At 65.2% G+C, this 21,356-nt stretch carries 13 protein-coding genes; 10 read left to right on the top strand and 3 right to left on the bottom strand.

Going from position 1 to position 21,356, the window contains the following annotated elements:
* The first annotated feature begins 94 nt into the window (after nucleotides 1–94).
* From CSQ85_RS13000 to CSQ85_RS02430, 3 genes are read left to right on the top strand one after another with little or no spacing between them, the layout of a single operon-like run.
* On the top strand, nucleotides 95–2,017 hold the full coding sequence (locus tag CSQ85_RS13000) for a DUF6020 family protein (RefSeq protein ID WP_190972849.1): 1,923 nt from the start codon (nucleotides 95–97) through the stop codon (nucleotides 2,015–2,017).
* The gene (locus CSQ85_RS12995; RefSeq protein WP_190972848.1) at nucleotides 2,014–3,579 is read left to right on the top strand and encodes a lipopolysaccharide biosynthesis protein; all 1,566 of its coding nucleotides are present in this window, start codon (nucleotides 2,014–2,016) and stop codon (nucleotides 3,577–3,579) included. The genes CSQ85_RS13000 and CSQ85_RS12995 overlap by 4 nt, the downstream gene beginning before the upstream one ends.
* Entirely contained in the window at nucleotides 3,576–5,852 is a 2,277-nt protein-coding gene (locus CSQ85_RS02430) for a hypothetical protein (RefSeq protein ID WP_150382682.1), read from the top strand. The genes CSQ85_RS12995 and CSQ85_RS02430 overlap by 4 nt, the downstream gene beginning before the upstream one ends.
* 43 nt (nucleotides 5,853–5,895) lie before the next feature.
* Here the strand turns inward: CSQ85_RS02430 and CSQ85_RS02425 are convergent, their stop codons facing one another.
* Nucleotides 5,896–6,528, bottom strand: a complete 633-nt coding sequence (locus tag CSQ85_RS02425) for a response regulator transcription factor (protein ID WP_190972847.1) — start codon at nucleotides 6,526–6,528, stop codon at nucleotides 5,896–5,898.
* Nucleotides 6,525–7,832: a sensor histidine kinase gene (locus CSQ85_RS02420; protein ID WP_150382680.1), complete on the bottom strand. Its 1,308-nt coding sequence runs from the start codon at nucleotides 7,830–7,832 to the stop codon at nucleotides 6,525–6,527. The genes CSQ85_RS02425 and CSQ85_RS02420 overlap by 4 nt, the downstream gene beginning before the upstream one ends.
* A 226-nt stretch (nucleotides 7,833–8,058) precedes the next feature.
* Between CSQ85_RS02420 and CSQ85_RS02415 the strand changes: the two genes are divergently transcribed.
* Genes CSQ85_RS02415 through CSQ85_RS02405 form a run of 3 tightly spaced genes read left to right on the top strand, consistent with a single transcriptional unit; the run spans nucleotide 8,059 to nucleotide 11,729 of the window.
* Nucleotides 8,059–9,030, top strand: a complete 972-nt coding sequence (locus CSQ85_RS02415; RefSeq protein ID WP_150382679.1) for an ABC transporter ATP-binding protein — start codon at nucleotides 8,059–8,061, stop codon at nucleotides 9,028–9,030.
* 58 nt (nucleotides 9,031–9,088) lie between these two features.
* Nucleotides 9,089–10,312: an ABC transporter permease gene (locus CSQ85_RS02410; protein WP_150382678.1), complete on the top strand. Its 1,224-nt coding sequence runs from the start codon at nucleotides 9,089–9,091 to the stop codon at nucleotides 10,310–10,312.
* Complete coding sequence (locus CSQ85_RS02405; RefSeq protein ID WP_150382677.1) at nucleotides 10,299–11,729, top strand: ABC transporter permease; 1,431 nt, start codon at nucleotides 10,299–10,301, stop codon at nucleotides 11,727–11,729. The genes CSQ85_RS02410 and CSQ85_RS02405 overlap by 14 nt, the downstream gene beginning before the upstream one ends.
* Before the next feature lie 16 nt (nucleotides 11,730–11,745).
* Here the strand turns inward: CSQ85_RS02405 and CSQ85_RS02400 are convergent, their stop codons facing one another.
* The gene (locus tag CSQ85_RS02400; protein WP_150382676.1) at nucleotides 11,746–13,233 is read right to left on the bottom strand and encodes an ATP-binding protein; all 1,488 of its coding nucleotides are present in this window, start codon (nucleotides 13,231–13,233) and stop codon (nucleotides 11,746–11,748) included.
* Nucleotides 13,234–13,890: 657 nt separating this feature from the next.
* On the opposite strand from CSQ85_RS02400, the gene CSQ85_RS02395 reads away from it, so the two are divergent.
* From CSQ85_RS02395 to CSQ85_RS02380, 4 genes are all read left to right on the top strand, one after another.
* Entirely contained in the window at nucleotides 13,891–17,343 is a 3,453-nt protein-coding gene (locus tag CSQ85_RS02395) for a SpaA isopeptide-forming pilin-related protein (RefSeq protein WP_190972846.1), read from the top strand.
* A gap of 133 nt (nucleotides 17,344–17,476) precedes the next feature.
* A complete protein-coding gene (locus tag CSQ85_RS02390; protein ID WP_150382674.1) occupies nucleotides 17,477–18,730 on the top strand; it encodes a prealbumin-like fold domain-containing protein in 1,254 nt (417 codons plus the stop codon).
* A gap of 104 nt (nucleotides 18,731–18,834) precedes the next feature.
* Nucleotides 18,835–19,230 carry a DUF6508 domain-containing protein gene (locus CSQ85_RS02385; protein WP_150382673.1) on the top strand — a complete coding sequence of 132 codons (396 nt, stop codon included), beginning with the start codon at nucleotides 18,835–18,837 and terminating at the stop codon, nucleotides 19,228–19,230.
* A gap of 598 nt (nucleotides 19,231–19,828) precedes the next feature.
* Nucleotides 19,829–21,310, top strand: a complete 1,482-nt coding sequence (locus CSQ85_RS02380; RefSeq protein ID WP_150382672.1) for a DUF1846 domain-containing protein — start codon at nucleotides 19,829–19,831, stop codon at nucleotides 21,308–21,310.
* Nucleotides 21,311–21,356 lie beyond the last annotated feature (46 nt).

Below are 21,356 nucleotides of genomic sequence, written 5' to 3'. Positions count from 1 at the left end.
GCGCCGCCATATTGCGTTACCGCACCGCCACCGCTCGGTGAACAATAAGCCAATTGGCCTCGGCGCGTGAAATACGTACCCTATCGTCGTAATCATGATTACGGGCAGGTTCAGATCGCCGTCGGCGGTGCAAACGGCGCTGTGCCTCATGGGAGGGGTCATCACGGCCGCCGCGGACAACGCCGCGACCGTCGCGACCGTCGGCCCGTTCGACCTCCGTTTCGCCCTCAAATCCGTCGCCGTCGCCGCGATCCTGCTCGTCCTGTTCCTCCTCGGCGAGGCGCTGCTGGACCGTCCGTCCGGTCACGGTCCCGACCGCGGACCCGCCCCCGCCACCGCGGTCGCGCCGATCGCCCGGCTCCGCCGACTCGCGTCCGCCGCATCCCGCCGCTGGCAGGCGATGCCGTTCGCCGCCCGCCTCCTCGCGCCCGCCGCCCTCATGCTCCTGTGCTGGAGCCCGGTCATCATCATGATGCACCCCGGCACGATCTGGTACGACACCGGCGACCAGATCGCCCAATGGTACGGCATCGAGGCGTACGGGCAGCCCGCCGGGTCGATCTCCTCCCATCACCCCGTCCTCGACACGGTCGTCTTCGGCACGCTCGCCCGACTCGGCGACGCGCTCGCCGGCGACTACCAGACCGGCGTCACCGCGTACATCCTCGTCCAGGTCGCGCTCATGTGCGTCGAGCTTACCGGCGTGTGCCTGTACGTGGCGCGCGTCGGCCGGGCACATGGCCGGACACGCGGCCGGACCGCGGGAATCGTCCTGTTCGTCTTCTTCGCGCTGTTCCCCGCGTTCCCGATCTTCATGATGTCGATCGTCAAGGACTCCCTGCACATGCTGTTCCTCGTGCCGTGGCTGGTCATGGTCGCCGAAGCCGCGCGCACCCGTCTCGCCGCGCTGCGATCGCCCCGCTTCGCCGTCGGGTTCACGGTCCTGTCGATCCTCGCCGCGCTGACCACGATGACCGGCCTGTACGTGACGGTCCTCACCCTGTTCTGCCTGCCGTTGACGCGCGCGGCCCGCGCGGACCGGCTCGCCGCGCTCGCCTGCGCGCTCGTCACGGCCCTGATCGCGATGGCCGTGTTCCCGGCGGCGGTGCGCGGGCCATTGCATGTGGCCCACGAGGACCAGAACCAGCTGCTGGTCGTGCCGATGCAGATGACCGCCCGGTACGCGCTCGATCACCCGGGCGACGTGACCGACGCCGAACGCGCCGCCATCGACCGCGTCAACCGCGTGCCGTTCGAGGACATGGCCGATCGCTACAACCCGTACCTCGCCGACCCGGTCATCCAGTATTCGCTGCGCGATCCGTCGGGCATCGCCGACTATGTGAAGGCGTGGGCGGCGATGGGCCTGCGTCACCCGGACTCCTACATCAACGCGTTCGCCGCGCTCGAATCGGGCTGGTTCTCGCTCAAGCGCACGCCCCTGAACACCACCGACCGGGGGATCGGGCTCGACGAGCTGCGACGCGCCGCGCCCGAGGCGACGACCAACCGCATCTGGTTCCAGATCGCCAACGCGATCAGCCCGCCGTTCTCCCAGATGCCCGCATACCGCGCGAACACGGCCGGCCAGTCGTGCGCCTACGCGCTGTGGGGCTTCTGGCAGTCGGTCCCGGTGCTCAACGTGCTCACGCTCACCGCGTTGTGGACGTTCCTGATGCCGATGTTCCTGCTGTTCCGGCTGCTGCGGCCGGGGGAGTCGGGAGAACCGGGGGAGGAGCCGCGCGTCGGTATGCGCACCGCGCTGCCGGCCGCCTACGCGGCGCCGCTCGTGTGGTCCCTCCTGTCGCTGCTGCCCAACGCGATCTCCATCCCGCTCAAACCCACCGCCAGCCGGTACATGCTGTGGGCGCTCGTCGTCATCCCGTTCATGATCGCCCTGTGCGCGTGCCGGCCGGACGTGCCGGACGTGCCGGCCTCGCCGGGCCCGAAGGACAGGAAAGACAAGGGCCGGAAGGGCGAGAACGGCAATCCGAAGAAAGAAGGAGACGGTCAATGAACCGCGGACTCATCCTGAACCTCATCAGCAACCTCGCGTTCTTCGTCAGCGGGTACGCGATCCACTTCTTCCTCGGCGGATTCGCGTCGCCCGCCGCCTACGGCGTGGTCGGCACCGTCATCACCGTGCTCGACATCGAATACCTGTTCGTATCCAACGGCGCACGCCAGTCCCTGTCGCGCACCCTGTCCGCGGGACGCTACGACCCGCGCGACGTGGTCGCCAAGACCCTCGCCGTGCAGATGGCCATCGTCGCCGTGTTCGTGCTCATCGACGTGGCCGGCGCCCCCGTGTTCGGCCGCGTGCTGGGCGACCGTTCGCTCGACCTGTACATGCGCCTGGCGGCGTTCCTCGTGCCCGCCAACGGCCTGTACGTGGTGATGCTCGGCATCAACGACGGCCTCAAACGCTTCGGACACAGCGCGCTGCTGTCCACCATGTACCCGCTCGTCAAACTCGGCACGATCCCGCTGATCATGTTCGTGTTCCCCGACCGCCCCGTCATCGGCGTGGAGGTCGGCTACTGCGCGTCGATGGTCCTCGTCATCGTGATCGGCGCGCTCATGCTCGCCCCGTACCTGATCGCCTCGCGTAGGCAGGCGCGCGGCGGCTCGCGCGACAAGGCCCGCCTGCCGCGCATCGGCTGGCGCGAGGCCGCGCACGGCACGCTCGCGTTCTCCCTGTTCTTCATCATGGCGTCCCTCGTCTTGAGCGCCGACACGCTCGTCGTCAAGGCCGTCCTGCCCGACGGCATGGCCGGCTTCTACACCGGCGCGATGAACTTCGGCAAGACCACCTACTACCTGTTGCAGGCGTTCGCCGTGATCATCCTGCCCGTCGTCGCCGGGCTCATCGGCGAGCGCCGCCGCGACGAGGCGCTCGGCAGGGCGCGTGACTTGGTGCTGCTCGCCGTCGTGTTCATCCTGCCGATGGCCGTGTCGATCTCTGCGACCGCGACGGACCTGCTGTCGTCGTTCTACTCGCGCCAGTTCGCCGTGGCGGCGCCCGCCCTGTCGTGCCTCGCGCTGTCGAGCTTCTTCATGGGCGCCACCGTCGTGCTCAACATGGTGTTGAACGCCGAGCGGGACACGCGGTTCTCCGACGTGCTCTCCGCGGTGTCCCTGCCGGTCGTGGTCATAGCGTTCGTCGTCGCCGCGCGTCTCGGCGGCATCACCGCGGTCGCGGCCGTGAGCATGGGCTCCACGTTCCTGACGATGACCGTCTCCTACTTCGAGGTGCGGCGCCGGTTCGGCGACGTCATGTCGGCGACCGCGTGGCGCGCGGTGGGGGTCAACGTGGTCCTGTGGATCGTCATGGCGGCGCTCGGCGCGGTGCTGCCCGACCGCAACTTCATCGTGCTCGTCTTCGTGTACATGCTCGAATACGCGGCCTACCTGACGCTGCTCGTCGCCATGGGCATCCTCGACCTGAAGCGGATCAGGCAGTTCGCCGCGGGCCTCGGCCATTCGCGCGGCGAGGACGGCGTACGCACCGTGTCGAACGTGTCGAACGTGTCGAACGTGCCGTCGTCGGCGGCGGGAGTCGACGGAGCCGCCCGATGAAAACGTCCGCGACATCGCGCACCCTGACCGCACGCTTCCCGTACGCACGCTTCATGCGCAGGCACAGGGCGGCCGTCATCGCGGCGGCCGTGATCGTCCTGCTCGAACTGTTCGTCTTCAACCTGCCGTTCTGGCAGACGCTCGGCGCGCACCCCGTCCAGGCGCGCGACGACGGCACCGGCACCGGGCTGACGGTCGAGCAGGGCGGCGTCGCCGTCATCACCGACCCGGAGCACGCGTGGCGCGACGTCTCCGCCGACCAGTCGATCGAATACCTGTACATGGGCCACGTCGACTCCGAACGCCCCCGGCAGGACGACCCCGTGCGCTGGCAGCTCTCCACCGCCAAGGACACCGACGGCGGCTGGTACGACGCCAACGCCGACGTCGGATACTCGCCCTCCTCCGAGGACTCCCGGTATTCGCGCGTCGGCGGCCGCGCCACCCGCGTGCGCATCCGCTACCAGATGGACAAGGGCGCGGTCATCCCGTACAACCCGATCACCGTCAACCCGCATGTGCCGATGCGGTTCAGCCCGCTGCGCCTCGCCGTCGAGATCCTCACCGCGCTCGCCGTCGTCCTGTTCCGCCCGTCGTCACGGCTCTACCGGCGGCGTCTTGCCCGCGATCGCGCGTGCGTCGTCCCGCTCGTCGCGTGCGGGACGGTCACCTGCCTGATACCGCTCGCCCTGTTCGCGATGGCCGCCCCGCAGGAAAGCCCGGACCCGGTGTACTGGGACTTCTACGCCACATGGCAGGCCACCGACCAGTACCAGCGGCTCGCCGACGCGATCCTCCAAGGGCGTCCGTGGCTCGATTATCCGGTCAACGGCGCGTTCGCCGACATGGCCAACCCGTACGACACGCGATCGCGCACGCTGCTCGCGCTGAACCACCCCGAGACGCCCATCTACTTCGACGTCGCCTTCCACGACGGCAAATACTACAGCTACTTCGGCGTCCTGCCCGCGCTGCTGCTGTTCGCCCCGTTCAAGGCCGTGACCGGCATGCGGCTGCCCACCAACGCCGGCATCGCCATCGTCGCCCTGCTCGCGTCCGTGGCGTGCGCGCTGCTCGCCGTGCAGATCGCCCGTCTCGTCGGCCGGCATCGCCCCGTCTCGCTCGGCGCGGTGATGCTCGGCATGGTGATGATGACGCTCGGCAACGGCATCGCCATCCTCATCCAACTGGGCCTCTTCTACCAGATCCCGCAGGAGCTGGCCGTCGCCTGCGCGGCCGGCGGGCTCGCCCTGTGGATCGAGGCGAAACTGCGCGGCCTCGATGTGAGGTTCCTCGCCGCCGGATCGCTGCTCATGGCCCTGACCATCGCCTGCCGGCCGCAGGTGATCCTCGCCTCGCTCATCGCCATCCCCCTGTTCGCCGACGACATCGTGCGGCTCTGGCAGGGCGGTCTCGCGGGTCGCCGCGGCCTCGTACGCGAGGCGGCGGTATGGGCGTGCGCGATCGTGCCGTATCTGATCGTGTTCCTGCCGCAGTTCGCGTACAACATGGCCCGATTCGGCTCGCCGACGAACTTCGGCGCCACCTACAACCTCACCGGCTACGACATGACGCACTTCCACGCGCCCCTCACCCAGTACCCGGCGTTCGTCTTCCACTACCTGTTCCAGCCGCCGAACCTGACCGCCCACTTCCCGTTCGTCGGCTGGGACGAGATCCCGCTGACCACATGGCGTTCCGAACACCCGCACTTCGGCGGATGGCTCATGACCGACGCGCCCTTCGCGCTGATCCTGTTCGCCGTGGTCCTGTGGCGTCCGCTCGCACGCCGCGTCAAGGCCACGGGCCTGATCGCGGGGGCGCTCACGGCCGCCGGCCTCGCGTTCCTCATCAACGCCCGCATCACCGGCGTCGACTACCGCTACGAGATCGACTTCGCCTGGATGCTCATGACCGCCATGCTCGCCGTCCTCTATGCCCTCGACGCCGAATTCAACGCGGCCGGGGAAGCGTTCGAGGTTCTTACCGTAGGAAAGCCTGTCGGCAAGACCATGGAGGCGACCATCGATAAGGCCGTCATGGCCGGTGCGGATGAGGCCGGCATTTCGTCACGGTCTGGAACCGACGAAACCGTCGACGCCGCGCGACCCGCGTTCGACGCCCACGACACGCTCCGACGGGTCGTGTTCGGCTTCTTCGCCGTGATGGTGGCGCTCGCCTTCCTGTTCCTGTTCTTCAAGCAGTTCGCCCACGGCATGAACATGCCCGTCCGCATCCGCTGGGACACCACCTCCTGGTTCCTCTTCATGTAAGCGGTCATATTCCGGCACCCTCTAATGAGGGGCCGATTCGCTTTTAGCGGTGGGCGTTGAGCCAGAGGATGGCTAGTTGGGTGCGGTTGGCCAGGCCCAGCTTGTCGAGGAGGGCGCTGACGCGGTTGCGTATGGTGCCTTCGCTCAGGTACAGGCGGTGGGCGATGTCGCGGTTATCGAGTCCCTCGGCCACCAGCGAGGCGATCTCGCGCTCACGCTCGTTGAGATCGTCGACCGGTCCGTCCAACGCGGGGGAGGGCCTTGCCGTATCGGTGAGTTTGCCGAGGACGTCGGAGCCCATGACGATCTGGCCGGCCATCACCGACTGGATCGCGGGGGCGACCGCGGCCACGTCCTGTTTGATGAGATACCCTTTGGCGCCGAGCGCCATCGCCTGCGCGATGTACGTGCGGTCGGCGAACGTCGTCAGGAACAGGATGCGCGCCGCCGGATCCCGGCCGAGGATCGCGCGCGCCGCATCCAGACCGTCCATGCCGGGCATCTGGATGTCGATGAGCAGCACGTCCGGCCGGCTGGCAGGCGAGTCGAAATACCGTTCGACGGCCGTCTGCCCGTCGTTCGCCGTCCACAGCACCTCCGCCGCGCCGGTGGCAGTGAGGATGGTCTGCAGCGACTGGCAGACGATCGGATCGTCATCCACGATCGCGACGCTCATGATGCGCTCCCTTCCTTGCGATTATCGATGAATCGGCGTGACTTCGGCAGGGAGACGAACACGCGCCAGCCTCCCGCGTGCGGCCCGCACAGGGCCGTGCCGCCCAACGCGCGCGCCCGCGACTCGATGTCCGCGACGCCCATGCCGCGTCCCCGCTCGCCGGTCGGAGCCCCCGGCACGTCCGCCGCGGGCCCCGGGTCCTGCACGACCAGCTGCCACAGGGCCGGCATGTCCCGCAATGTAATGCTCGCCTCGCGCGCGGCGCTGTGATGCACCACGTTGGACAGCGCCTCGCGGATCGCCGTCGCGAAGCAGCGGGCCACCGGCGCCGGCGCGTCGGTGATGTCGTTCGTCAACGAGACGCGGAAACCGGGGGAGACGCCGTCGAACGATCGGGCCGCGGCGTCGATCTGCGCGGCGAAATCGGTGCCGTCGTCCTCCAGATCGTGCACGGACCGGCGCACCATCGTCATCGCGTCATCCAACGTGGAGGACAGCGCGCCGAAGCCCTGCGCCGCCATGCCGTCGCCGGTCGCCTCGGCCACCGCGCGCGACGCCTGCGCCTGTATGATCGCACGGGTGAGCAGATGGCCGACGTTGTCGTGGATCTCGCGGGCGATGCGCGTGCGCTCTCCGAGCGTGGCCATGCGCACCGACTGCGCGCGCTCCTCGGCCACGTCGGCCAGCCGGATGCGGGTCGCGCGGGAGCGTTCGCGCGCGTCGTCCCGCAACCGCCGCGTCTCGCCGCGCAGCGAGGAGACGGCGCGCGACTCGAACCCCAGCGCGCATCCCACGCATGAGACGATGACGAGCAGCCCGACGAAGGCCGGGGCGGGCAGCCCGGTCAGACCGGTCGAATCGGCAAGACCGGACGATGCCGCGCCGGCCCGCTCCGGACCGCCGGCCGTGACGAGGGACGCGATCGGGGGGATCATCGGCAGCAGCCACAACCATCGCAGCAGCGGAATCACACGAAACACGATACCGGCCCACCACGCACCGGAACGTGCCGGTTGCACGCCCGGTCGTACGCCCGGTCGAGTATCTGGCAGCGTCATACGCGCCTCGTCGTACGCGGCCAACGGCAGGAACAGTCGCCAGGCCGGCACGAACACGGCGACGATCACGAACACGGCGGTCGACAGCCACGCGAGCCGGGCGGACGGCATCCACACGACGGCGCTCGTCACCGACACCGCGGCCAGCAGCGCCACGACCAGCGTCGCGTCCACCGGCATGCGCGCGACCACGGCCAGCGCCACGCCCAGCGCGGCCAGCAGCGCCTTCTCGGCCATCGCACGCATACGCCTTCACCCCCGCTCCGGTCATGCCTCGGCTCCCGCGTCGGAGCGGGACGCATCCATCACCACCAGCCTACCCGCATCAGGCCGCCCGATCGGGGCGGACGCGCGAGGATCGTGACCCGTGACAAATGTCACCGCGCCCCAAGCCGATCGTGACGTTTGCCGGTGGCCCAGGCACCCCGCCGGACGGCATGATGGAACCAACCCAGACAGGAAAGGAGCGGACATGACGACCGACACCACGACCCCGGCGATCGACGCGACCCCCGCGGTCAGCGTTTCCAAGCTCGTCAAACACTACGGCGACATGACGGCGCTCGACTACTTCGACCTCGACGTGCGCCAGGGCGAGATCTTCGGCCTGCTCGGCCCCAACGGCTCCGGCAAGACCACCGCGATCAACTGCATCCTCGCCCTGCTCACCTACGAGGCGGGCGCCATCCGCGTCTTCGGCGAGCCCATGACCCCCACCAGCTACGCGCTCAAACGCCGCATCGGACTCGTGCCACAGAACGTCGCCGTCTTCAACGCGCTCACCGTCGAGGAGAACATCGACTACTTCTGCTCCCTGTACGTGCCGAGGAAGGCCGAACGCGCCCCGCTCGTCGAACAGGCCATCGACTTCGCCGGATTGAAGGAGTTCCGCAAATACCGCCCCGGCAAGCTCTCCGGCGGTCTCCTGCGCAGGCTCAACATCGCCTGCGGCATCGCCCACAGGCCCGACCTCATCTTCTTCGACGAGCCCACCGTCGCGGTCGACCCGCAAAGCCGCCACGCGATCCTCGAAGGCATCCGGCGGCTCAACCGGGACGGCGCCACCGTCATCTACACCAGCCACTACATGGAAGAGGTCGAGGAGATCTGCGACCGCATCCTCATCATGGACCACGGCCGGCACTTGGCCCTCGGCACCGCCGACGAACTGAAGAACATGGTCGACACCGGCGAACGCATCACCATCGAGACCCTCGACCTGAACGACGAGACGCTCGCCGCCGTACGCGCGCTCGGTTTCGTCATCGACGCCGCATGGGACGGCCGCGAACTCGACGTCACCTGCCGGCGGGGCGAGCACAACCTCGTCGACCTCATCGGCGTGCTGCGCTCGGGAGACGCGAGCATCGGCCACCTCACCAGCCGGCCGCCCACTTTGAACGACGTGTTCCTCGAACTCACCGGCACGGCCCTGCGCGACTGACCCACCCACGCACCCACCCACCCACGCACCTCACGGAAACACGGAAAGGAGACGCACCATGTGGTCCACCTTCGTCATGACCCTCAGAACGAACCTGCAGGACAAGGCGTCGATGTTCTGGCTCATCGTCTTCCCCCTCGCGCTCGCCACCCTGTTCAACATGATGTTCGCCGACCTCGGCGAGCAATACGAGCTCAAGGCGGTGCCCCTCGCCACGGTCCAGGACGCGAACTGGAATGATGCCAAGGGGGCTTCGACATTCATCGACGCACTGTCGGGCAAAGCCAAGGACACCACCGGCATCAGCCGGTCGTTGCTCGACGCGACCCCCGCCGACTCGATCGACAAGGCCCGCGACCTCATCGCGAAAGGCGATGCGGACGGCTACCTGACCGTCGACAGGCAGGGGCGCATCACCCTGACCCTCGCCTCGGGCACCGTCGCCGGCTTGGACGGCTCCAGCGCGGCGGTCTCGGGCAAGGCCATCACCATCTCGGCCCTCGACGGCGCCATCAGCCTGTACAACCGCACCGACACGCTCACCCGCAAGCTCATCGCCGACAACCCCTGGGCCGCGACCAGCCGGGCCTTCTGGTCATCCCTCGGCGCCACCACCGGCATGACCCGCGAGACCACGCTCACCAACTCCGCACCAGGCATCTCCACCCGGTACTTCTACGCGCTGCTCGCCATGGCCTGCATCATGGCGATGTCCTATTCGATCAGGGCCGTCGTCACCGCGCAGGCCAACCTGTCCGCGCTGGGCATACGCCGCAGCGTGGCGCCCCTGAGCCGCACGCGGCAGCTCATCGCCGGGTTCCTCGCCAGCTGGCTGTGCGCCTCGGTCTGCCTGCTCGTCGCGTTCGCCTACATCCGCTTCGTCCTCGGCGTCCCGTTCGGCGGGCGTGAACCCGCCGCCGTCCTCGCCGTGGTGGTCGCCTCGTTCATGGCCTGCGCGTTCGGCACGATGATCGGCGCGATACCGAAACTCTCCCACGGGGTCAAGGTCGGCATGACCAGCGCCATCGCATGCACCCTGTCGCTGTTCTCCGGCCTGTACGGGGCGTTCGCGATGTCCCTGAGCGACTGGATCGCCCGCAACCTGCCCGTGCTCGCCCTCGTCAACCCCACCCAGCAGGTCGTGAACCTGTTCTACGACATCCTCTACTTCGACAGCTACCGTCCGTTCCTCGCCACCTGCGGCGTGCTCCTCGCCATGAGCGCGCTGTTCCTCGCCGCGGGGGCGATCATGCTCAAGGAGCAACGCTATGAACACCTGTAAGGCCACGCTGCGCGTGCTCATCGCGCACCGCATCTACATCCTCGTCTACCTGATCGGCATCGGCGTCATGATGCTCGCGCTCGGTGGCTCCGCGCTGTCCGGGAGCCGCCCGGTCGGCGACACGTACACGCCCGGCAAAGCCGACGTGGCGGTCATCGACAGGGACGCCAACCGTGGGGGAGTGGCCGACGCGATGCGCGCCTACCTCGCCGTCGACAACGAGCTGACCGACCTCGACGACGATCCCGAAACCTTGCAGCAGGCGGTCGCCTCGAACTGGGTGGACCTGATCGTCATCATCCCCGACGGGTACGCGGACGGGCTGGTCGCCTCCGTCTCGTCGTGGGCGTCCGGAACGTCGGAAGGCAAGACGCCCGAGGTCGAGACCGTCACCAGCTACACGTCCGGACTGGGCGCGATGGCGTCGATGGACGTCAGCGGCTTCCTGTCCCTGACCCGCACCGCGCTGATCGGCGGCAACGTCACGGTCGATCCCGCGCAGCTGGCCGAACGGTTCGGTGCGGACGCGACTGGCTCGGCAGGCGCGCAATCGGACGGATTCTCGACCGACCAGCTGCCTGCTGGCACACTCGCGAACCTCACGCTGGACGATCTCAAGTCCGCGACGAAACAGGCCGTTGGCGCCGCGCGGGACAAGGACGCGAACCACGCGATCGCCGTCGACCACAGCGATGCCGACCCCGCTTCTTCGGCATCCACGCCCGACCGGGCCGCGGACGGATTCGGCGGCCTGATGAAGGTCGTGCTCTACCCGCTGTTCCTCGCCATGACCGTCTGCACCTCCCTCGTACTGGGCGTGTTCAACACCGGCGAGACACGCCGTCGCCTGTACGCCTCGCCGCAGCGCTCCTCGACGATGAGCCTGCAGCGCATGGCCACCCTGTGCGGGTTCGCGCTGGTCGTCGTGGCCGGCTACCTCGCCATCGTCCTCGCGATGATGGCCGCGGCCGGCGTGGACCCGAGTTCGCTCGACCTGGCCGGCGTGGCGATGACGGTCACGTCGACCTGCGTGTACGCGCTGATGACGGTCGCCTGCGGCTTCCTGCTCGGCGAATGCGGGTTCAACGAAATCATGGCCAACGGGTTCGCGAACGTGTTCGGATTGGTGATCCTGTTCACCTCCGGCGTCACCTTCCCCCTGGACATGATGCCCGCGCCGATGGTCGCGCTCGGCCGGATGCTGCCCGGATGGTGGTACTGCGCCTCGATCGACGACGCGCTCGGCATCGGCTCGGCGTCCGCCTCCGGCGCGGACGTGATCGCATGGGGGATCGCGACCGGCATCGTCGCCCTGTTCGCCGTGGCGCTCGTCTGCGTCGGACTCGCCGCCGGACGCGCCAGGCGACTTCGCCCGGCGTCGTTCGTCTCGCCGACCACGCAGCTGACCGAGGCGTGAGCAGTCGCCAAGCCGCTCACGCGGTCTTGAGCCGATACCGCTGGGTCGGGTCGTCCCGGAACCTCACCTGGATGACCCGACCCTCCTTGAGCAGTTCGCGCATGCCCGAGGTCGCCGCCAAGGGGGTGAGCTGCAACTCGCGCAGGATCTCCTTGAGACTCATCGCGGAATGGCGTTCCAGCACGTCGAGGATCGCCTTCGACACGTCGCCGGTCGACCCGCGTTTGGTGGTGCGATGCCGGGTGATCGTCATCGTGAACGTGTTGATCGTGTTGCGCGTGGTCGCCGGTTCGATCCCCGCCTCGCGCAGGGTCGCGGCGATCCGCTGGTAGCCGTCGCCGCCCTCCGGGTTCACGTACCCGCCGTTCGGGTACGGGGTCGATTCGAGCAGCGTGAACAGGAACTGGTTGCGTGTGGAGACGAACGGCACGCCCGTGACCGGATGCGGGTTGGCGAGCACGTCGTGCGTGACCGTGCCGAACAGGCCTCCGGGGTTCGTGATCTCGATGCGGTCGGTGAACACGTTGATCCGCACCTGCGTGCCGCGCGCGTCGGGGGAGTAGTCGCGGTGCGTGAGCGCGTTCGCGATCGCCTCGCGCAATACGGTCGGCGGATAGTCGGGCTTCTTCGCGCCGATCCAGCGCATCAGCGATTCGACCGCGTCGTAGATCATCACCGGGATCGACCCGACCACGCTGCCCGAGTAGACGAGCCGTTCGTCGCCGCGGAACACGTCGTCGCGGTCCGTGCCGGGGAACACGGCGATCGAAATGGACAGCCGCGGATAGTACTTCTGCGGGTAGCGGCCCAACGCGAGCAGGCCGGCCAGCGTGGGCCTGAGGACGCCGCCGACGCCGAGGGTCTCGGCCGCCGAGTCGTCGTGGCGAAGGATCTCCAGATCGAGCATCATGTCCGTGTCGGAGCGCCCGGCGAAGACGTGCGGGTGCTGCTCGCGCACGCGCGTGAGCAGGCCGTTGACCAAGGTCGGATCGAGGTCGTCGGGGGTGGCTCCCGGCATGAGGTCCACGTCGTAGGTGGGCTGCAGATGCTCCTCGATGAGCCGGTCCACCTCGTACGCGGTCATGCGCCGGTCGCCGTCGCCGGTGCGGATGTACGAGCCGGTGTGCGGGCCAAGCGCGGTGATGAAGCAGGGTTTGTCTCGCGGGAGCATCTCGTCGACGCGCGCGAACACGAGGTTCGTCCCCTCGAACGGGCAGGTGACGATCACCGGGCGCACCACGGGGGTCATCTTCTCGCACGCCTGGCTCAGCGCCTCCTGCATGGAGCGCGCGTTGAAGCCCTCGACCGGCGTGAACCCCTCCTTTTCGGACAGGCCGAGGATGATCCATCCGCCCGAGCCGTTCGAGAACGCGGAGAGCGTGTCGGTGATCGTCGAGGAGATCTTGCGCTTGCACTCCTTGACCTCGCACTGCTGCGTGTCGTTGCCGATCACGCGCATCAGTTCGATCAGCTCGGTCATCTTCGCGGTGTAGTCATCGACCATGGCGGGGCCTCCTTGCCACCATTGTGCCGCATTCGCGCGATGTGATGGCCCCGTTCTTTCGCCCGTGGACGTTCGGTTCACCGAAAGTTCGCCTTGATTTTCGCTGGTTGTGGCCTTGCGGTTGACGTGGGTTTCCTTGGGTTTTCCTTGGGTTTCCCTGCCTCGGGATGCCCGCCGTGCGCCGGATCGTGAGCGATGGGGGGAGGCACGGGGTGCGTGTGGGGGTGCATGGAGATGCGTGGGAATATGCCCCGGGTATGCCGATTGACGGTGCGATGATTCGCGATTCGACACTTCCCGCCGATTTGACAAAAGCCCGCGGGGGGGGGGTATTTGTTAGGGAAGTGTGTGGAAGTGCGCCGTAGACGTCAACCGATCAATTCGGGGACGATCCTATATGCCGGCATCAGGGGGCTTCACCCGCCTCGCATGTGATGTCGTTCTGTACCCGCAAGCGATCCGCCCGAACGCGAGAACCCGCCATCCCGCGGCGAGGGGCAGGGGCGGAGCCGAGCGAGCCTGCCGACGATTCGATGACGACGGCGGGTATAAGGACTTGAACAAGACAGAGGAACAGATGCTGGAGAACTTCAGGGACAAGCGGAAGAAGGACGAGATCCGATGAGGAACAGATTGTGGACAACGATCGTGGGAGCCGTGGCGGCCATCGCCATAGGGGCCACCTGCATCAGCGCCGCCTTCCCCGCTTTCGCCGCACAGGGTATTGCAGGTACCCTCACTGATACGGGTACGCAGAGCTCATCCAATGTGAAGACAGACGGTCAGCCCAACTCCACCGATCAGGGTGATTCATCGATTACGGATGACTCGACCGTATCCGGTTCCAACGCCGATTCCCAGTCCGATGCCGGTTCCACGTCCACCGCTCCCAAAGCCGAGGCTGAAGGGCAGGATTCATGTGGCAACGTGCTGACGTGGACAAAACTCTCGGAATGCGTTTCCGGTAACACTCCACAGACGGTCACCATCGCGCAGGCGATCACCGTGCCGGATACCGCGAAGGACCCGATAATCATCAACACGAAGATCACGCTCACGGCGAAGTCCGGGGTGGATCCGGCCCTGACCAGCCCGAACAATGGCGACACGATCTTCAACGTGGCACCCGGCGCATTGCTCACGATCGGTACGGACAAGCACGACGCCAATTTCTCCTACAAGGACGGCAAGCGTTTTCTCGTCTACCTGCAGAACGGCGGCAACCTGATCGTCAACAACGGCACGTTCTCCGGCATCGACACGACCGGCAGCACGGATCATGACATGGGCACGCTGGCCTACAGCGCCGGCGGCACCGTCACCATCAACAACGGCACGTTCGAGAACAACAAGGCCTCCCGCGGCGGCGTCGTATATGGTGATCAAGGCACGGTGACCGTCAATGGGGGAACCTTCACTGGCAATGAAGCCACCGGAGAAGGTGGCGGGGTCATGTACGGTTTGGCCAGCATGATGACCGTCAATGGGGGAACCTTTACAGGCAATGAGTCCTCTTCGACTGGAAGTGATCGCGTGGGAGGCGGGGCGATTCGTCTTTCCGCAAAGGGGGATAGCCGCCAGACCGCCGGGAAGCTTGATGTCACAGGTGGCGTGTTCGAGAAGAACATTGTGAAAGCGTCGGAGGGCAATTATATAGGCGGTGGTGCTGTCTGGGCGCAGGGTGACGTTACCATTTCCGGCGGTGTGTTCGCTGGAAACTATGCGGCGGGACACGTGAACGGATGGTCCGGCGGTGGTGCCCTGTACATCAGTTCCGGTTCCGGATCGGGGCCGACCGGCTATTACAGCACTTTGATCGTTTCGAAAGGCACGTTCTTGGGCAACGCCACTCATGGTGGTGGCGGCGCCATCTTCCTGGGGTGGAACGGTACAGCGATTTTCACGGGAATCTCCGGTCAGAACGCTTCGAAATACGGCGATGTGACGCCTTCCACGCCGATATGGTTCCAGGACAATTACGCCGAACATCTTGGCGGCGCGGTCTATACGGAGGAAGCCACGACCACGTATATGGGCAAGGCTGTGGCGTACAAGAACGGCGCCGGCCATTTCGGCGGTGGCCTGTGGTTGTGCCCATCCGGTAAGGGATTCAATTCCAAGGGCGGCAACATGCTGCTGTTCGATAACGAGGTCGATGCACGGTACGACGTATCGGTGAATGAGGACGGAAGCCGCCCGCAGATAGCACAGCAGACGGGTTACGGTCAGTCCGGCAAGGATTTCGCCATCATGCCTCCGACCAAAGCGAATGTCACAAACAACAGTTTCGAGCTTTCGGATGAGGATTGGGCCGGCGATCAGGGAGCGATTACCTGGTCGGCCGACGAGCAGCAGCCCGGGCAGTCCTCGCATGGTTACGGGCGCGGCGGGCTTTCCGTGGTGCCGTTGTCCAAAACCAGAAACAGCAAGTACAACAGCAAGAAGGCCGATGGCACTGTCCAGTGGACCGGCACGACCAGCATCGAACAGACTCAGGACGCCGACGGCAAGCCCACTGCGCCCGGTGTCGGACTCACCAGCACGCTAAGTGCGGACATGCAGGCGACGGCAAGGGCGAATGCGCTGGTCACCTTCACCGAGAACCATGCTTCGTTGTCCGGCGGTGGTTTTGGTACGGACGGCACGGTCATGTTCTCCACGCCGTTCACCATGTCATGGTCGAAGGCGAAGGCGAGCGAAGCGGACGGCAAGGTGACGGTCGATACGAACGCGCAGCGTCTTGCTGGCTCGAAGTGGAAGCTGTCCACCGTGGACGGCGGCCCTATGGAGGTCAACATGCGCCCCGTCGAGTGCATGCCGGGCGCGGCGAAAAACGTTTCCGATTCGTGCTGGCATAACTTGGAGAACCCTACCGCCGACAACCCCATGTGGGTCATCATCGAGGACAACGGCAGCCGAGACAATGACCGCACGGAAGGCGACATCAGCATCAACAATCTCAAGGCGGGCACATATACGCTAACCGAGGAGAGCGCTCCCGACAATTACCAGCAGACCCACAACACGTACACGTTCACCGTGGACCCGCCCGCGGCCGGCAGCAAATACGAGGAGCCCAAGCTCACCTTGCTGAAAGATTCCACGGATGACGGCAAAGGCCCTCTTGACACGACCGGCAAAGTGATCGGCAACCTTCCCGATACCGGTTCGGTCAGCTGGTCAAAGATCGACGCGAAGGACACCACCGCCTACCTGCCTGGTTCCGAGTGGAAGATTATGAATGCCGATGGCACGCAGACGCTAGTGGGATACGAGAATATCGCCGACAATACCGGAGCTGCAGACTACCAAGGCAAGGATGAGAACCTGAGCCAAGGCAGATTCACAGTCACCGGGCTTCCTCGTAATGCGAGCTACCAGTTGTGTGAGACCCAAGTGCCCACCGGCTATCAGAAGCCTGCCGAAGCATGCCACAAATTCACCATCAGCAGCCTCGGTGTGGTGACGTGGGACGGAAACAACGCCGATGCGCAAGGCCGTATCCAGAACACGCCCACGCAGGTCACATGGACGAAAATCGACGGTTCCGAGTCGTCGAAGCTGTTGCCCGGCTCCGAATGGTCCGTGGTCCAGTGCGACGACGAATCGTGCGCACAGGTGAAGGAAGACACCCGGCATTCGGTGGTGGATTGCGCCACCTCGAACTGCACGGTGCCGTCCGACGCCCAACAGTACAAGGACGTCGACAACCGGGGACCGGGCTACATCACCATCCGCAACCTGCCCGTGGCCTCGTACAAGCTGACCGAGACGAAAGCCCCGGAAGGGTATCTCCTGCCGGACGCGGACACCACGTATGCCGTGATCACCATTGCCGAGAGCGGCACGGTGACCATGACGTTGCACGGCGAATGGAGCAATACGCCGGGCAACACCAACTCGTCATGCACCGCCAGCGAAAGCGATTCTGCGGCAGAGACAAAGGTGGCCAATACAGGATGCGCCCTCCCCAATGTCAAATCTGTCTCCGCCCTACCGTTCACCGGCGGTAGGTCCGGACTGGATTGGCTGCTGCTCGGCGGTGGCATCGCGTTGGCGGCTGCGCTCGCTGCTCTGGCTACGGGAAGGGTGAAGCGTCATGAGCTGTGATTGACCTAGTCGGCTTCAACCTCAACCAGATAACCAAAACAAAAGAAGACTTTGCGGACCGCGGGAGCCGGTGACGGTTCCGGCTTCCGCGAAAGCAAGAACACAGTACAAGGAAAGAAAGAAGGATCCTCGTATGAAGATGAGGAAACTATTCGCCGGCCTCGTCGCCGCAGCCACCCTCCTGAGTGGCATGGCGCTTGGTGCCTCCAGCGCCCAGGCCGCCGATGACATCATGACCGTCGCCGCTGTGACGGACGGAACTACCGTGACACTGAACGGTCAGAATGTCACTAATCCCGGTGACGAATTCAAGGCTGACAAGGACCCGAAGACTGATAACGGTCTACGCCAGTTCGCCTATCTGAAGCTGGCCAAATACACCAAGGACAGCAACGGCAAGTATTATCTGACCTCTGCATTGACTCAGGATCAGCAGAATAAGCTGACTAACGCGTTCACGGATCTTGGCTATAATGCTGCCACCAACCCCATCAAAGATCCGTTTACGTGGCTTGGCTCCCAAGATGCCTCTTATTTCGCTCAGCACAATGAGACAGCTTGGCGTAACTTCATCGATACGGTGAATAAGCAGCTGGGCACTGACGTGACGAAAGTTAAGACTGAGATCCTCACCGGTGACAATCTTACCTTGGATCTGGAGTCTCAGGGCCTGTTCATGATCATCGACGGGAGCGATAATTATACGGTCGATAAGGAAAACTGCCCGGTAACCTATCATCAGATCAAGCCGATTCTTCTTGGTACGAAGCTGGATAACGTGACCAATGGAGAGGGGACCATCATGGTCGCCCTCGGCAAGGACGGCACTGCCAACGTCAAGCAGGAGCAGACTACCGCATGCACCACCACTGGTCAGTTCCAGAAGGTCGGTTCCAAGGATGCCGACAAGAACGGTTTGGCTGGTGCCGTCTTCGACATCTACAAGTGGACCGGCACCGGCATGCCCGACGCTAACTCTTTCACTCCCGACAACATGACTGATAACAACAAGGTTGAAACGGTCACCACGACCGAAACCGGTATCGTGAAGCTGAGCAATCTGGCCCCAGGTACTTATTTGGTCTATGAGAGCACTGTTCCTACTGGGTACCTTGCAGAGTACCGTGCCAAGCTTATTGTCAGTGTTACCGGCGATCCGACTGACCTCAAGACACCGCTGAAGGTGACCATCACCGATCCGACGAACAGCGGTCTCCTCACTGGTGATGCCGGCAAACAGCAGTACAAGAACATCACCTCGATCATCGAGCTGCCGAAGACCGGTGCCGCTGGCGTCGCGCTGTTCGTCGTCCTCGCCGCCCTGCTGGCCGGTGCTGCGGGTGTGGTGTATGTGAAGTCCCGCAGGACGAAGGCCATGCTCCGCTAGGCTAGGCTGAGTCCCAAGACTGACTGAAGGCCGGTGTCCCGCTCCGAAGTTCGGAGGTGGGACACCGGCCTTCAATCGTTTCGGGCGCGCCTATCATGATTCGTATGGATAAGTCTTATGAGGCCCTTGTCGCGCTCATCCCGTTGTTCGAGCACCCGGACGGCCCGTTGTATACGCCCCACCGTACGGAGGATCGGGAGGACGGCGCCACCGTGTACTATCCTCCCATCTACGACAGTGACGCCGTCTCTAAATGGTGGGACGCTCTGTACGAGGCGCCGGAGGCCAAGGACATCTATGGCACTCTTGAGCGCGCGCATGTCGACGCCGAGCGGATCCTCCGTTCGGGCGACTACTCGTCGCTTGATGCTTCGGCAACAGTCGCGTTGATGCTTTGGCTGACGCGCATGGAGCGTTTCGGTGACGGCGTGGTCGCGGATGCGCTCGACGACGGGACCATCCTCGATCTGCTGAGGCATCTGCGTGACATCACTGACTGACGGATGGAGTGAGCCGTCTTTCGGTCATCGGCTATTCGTCCATTCGCGAATATCGGTCTCACTGCCGCTCAACGTGCGTCAATCGTTCTTATCTCGTTGAGCGGCAGAATCCCGTGCCGTTCAACGTAGAAACCGGCGAAAATCGTGTTGAGCGGCAGGAGTGTTCTCTGGAATGTCTTCTCACCTAGGCTTCTCCGTGATTGACACATCGTCAAAACGTCTATTTTCCAACGATTCTCGATGCCGCTCTTACGTCCGTGAAGACCCGGTCGACAGCGGCGGCGTATGGTGACTGCCGTTCAACGCAGAAAAGTCGGAAATGCTCGTTGAACGGCAGTGATACGTGCCGTTCAACGTGATTTCCCGGGATTCCCGCGTTGAGCGGCAGACAGGGTGGCAGACAGAGTGGCAGGCCACAGGCATCAGACCTCACACCTCATGTACCACGCCCACGCACCACCCCACCCCACGCACGCACTCACCACCCACCATCCACCCCCGCAAAGCCCTCCTCGACCCACCCGGCCGCGTGGTTCACCTGAAGTTCATCTATAATCTTTCCGTTCAGTTCGCGCCGTTCGAAAGGGTTGCCACAGCAATGCGACAGGGATTCGACAACGACAAGTACATCGAGATGCAGGCCGCGAGGATCCGCGAGCGCATCGACCGTTTCGGCGGCAAGCTCTATCTGGAGTTTGGCGGCAAGCTGTTCGACGACCATCACGCCGCGCGCGTGTTGCCCGGCTTCGAGCCGGACGTGAAGTTCCGCATGCTCTCCAGCCTCGTCGACGACGTGGAGATCGTGATCGCGGTCAATGCGAATCACATTGAGAAGGCGAAGACGCGCGGCGATCTCGGCATCACGTACGACGAGGATGTGCTGCGTCTGATCGACGTGTTCCGTTCGCGCGGCTTCTATGTCGGCTCGGTGGTGCTCACCCAGTACGCGGGCCAGCCTGCCGCCGAGGCGTACCGTCGCCGTCTCGCGCAGCTGGGCGTCACCTGCTATCTGCATTATCCGATCGCCGGCTATCCGCACGACATCGCGCGCATCGTCTCGGACGAGGGCTATGGGCGCAACGACTACATCGAGACGACCCGGCCGCTGGTCGTCGTGACCGCGCCGGGGCCGGGTTCGGGCAAGCTCGCCACCTGCCTGTCGCAGCTGTATCACGAGCACCGTCGCGGTGTGAAGGCGGGGTATGCGAAGTACGAGACGTTCCCGGTGTGGAACCTGCCGCTCAATCACCCGGTGAACATCGCGTACGAGGCGGCCACCGCCGACTTGGATGACGCGAACATCATCGACCCGTTCCAGTTGGAGGTGTACGGCGAGACGACCGTCAACTACAACCGTGACGTGGAGGCGTTCCCGGTGCTCAAGGCCATGATGGAGCGGATCATGGGGGAGAGCCCGTATCAGAGTCCCACGGACATGGGCGTCAACATGGTCGGCTATGCGATCAGCGACGACGAGGCGTGCCGTGAGGCCGCGAACCTGGAGATCGTGCGTCGCTACTTCACTGCGGCCGTGCGGTTCAAGCGCACCGGCGAGGGCGAGGAGCAGGTCGAGCGGCTGCGCTCGATCATGAAGAAGGCCGGCGTCGACGAGGATCTCTCCCCGGCTCGTGCGGCGGCGCTCGGCCGCGAACAGGAGACCGGCGCCCCGGCCGGCGCGATGGTGCTGCCCGACGGCAAGGTCGTCACCGGCAGGACGGGCGCGCTGCTCGGCGCGGCGAGCGCGCTGCTGATGAACGCGCTCAAGGCCGTGACCGGTGTGGACGACGATCTGCTGGTGATCGACGACAAGGCCATCGAGCCGATCTGCCGGTTGAAGACCGAGCATCTCAACAGCGTGAACCGTCGATTGCATTCCGACGAGACGCTGATCGCCCTGTCGATCACGAGTTCGACGGACGAGACCGCCGCCCGTGTGATCGCGGGGTTGGAGAGGCTGCGCGGCTGCGACGCGTTCTTCTCGGTCATCATCTCGGCGGCCGACGAGGCGCTCTACCGCAAGCTCGGCATCAACGTCTCCTGCGAACCCAAGTACGAGCGCGTAAGCCTCTACCACAAGTAGGCCGCCGTTTGGCCCCCTCTGACGAGGGGGCTGTCAGCGAAGCTGA

Origin of the sequence: Bifidobacterium rousetti (genome assembly GCF_008698235.1) — a bacterium.
In the GTDB taxonomy this organism is placed as follows: domain Bacteria; phylum Actinomycetota; class Actinomycetes; order Actinomycetales; family Bifidobacteriaceae; genus Bifidobacterium; species Bifidobacterium rousetti.
Note: the sequence above shows the minus strand (reverse complement) of the source record. Positions and strands in the feature narration are given on the sequence as shown.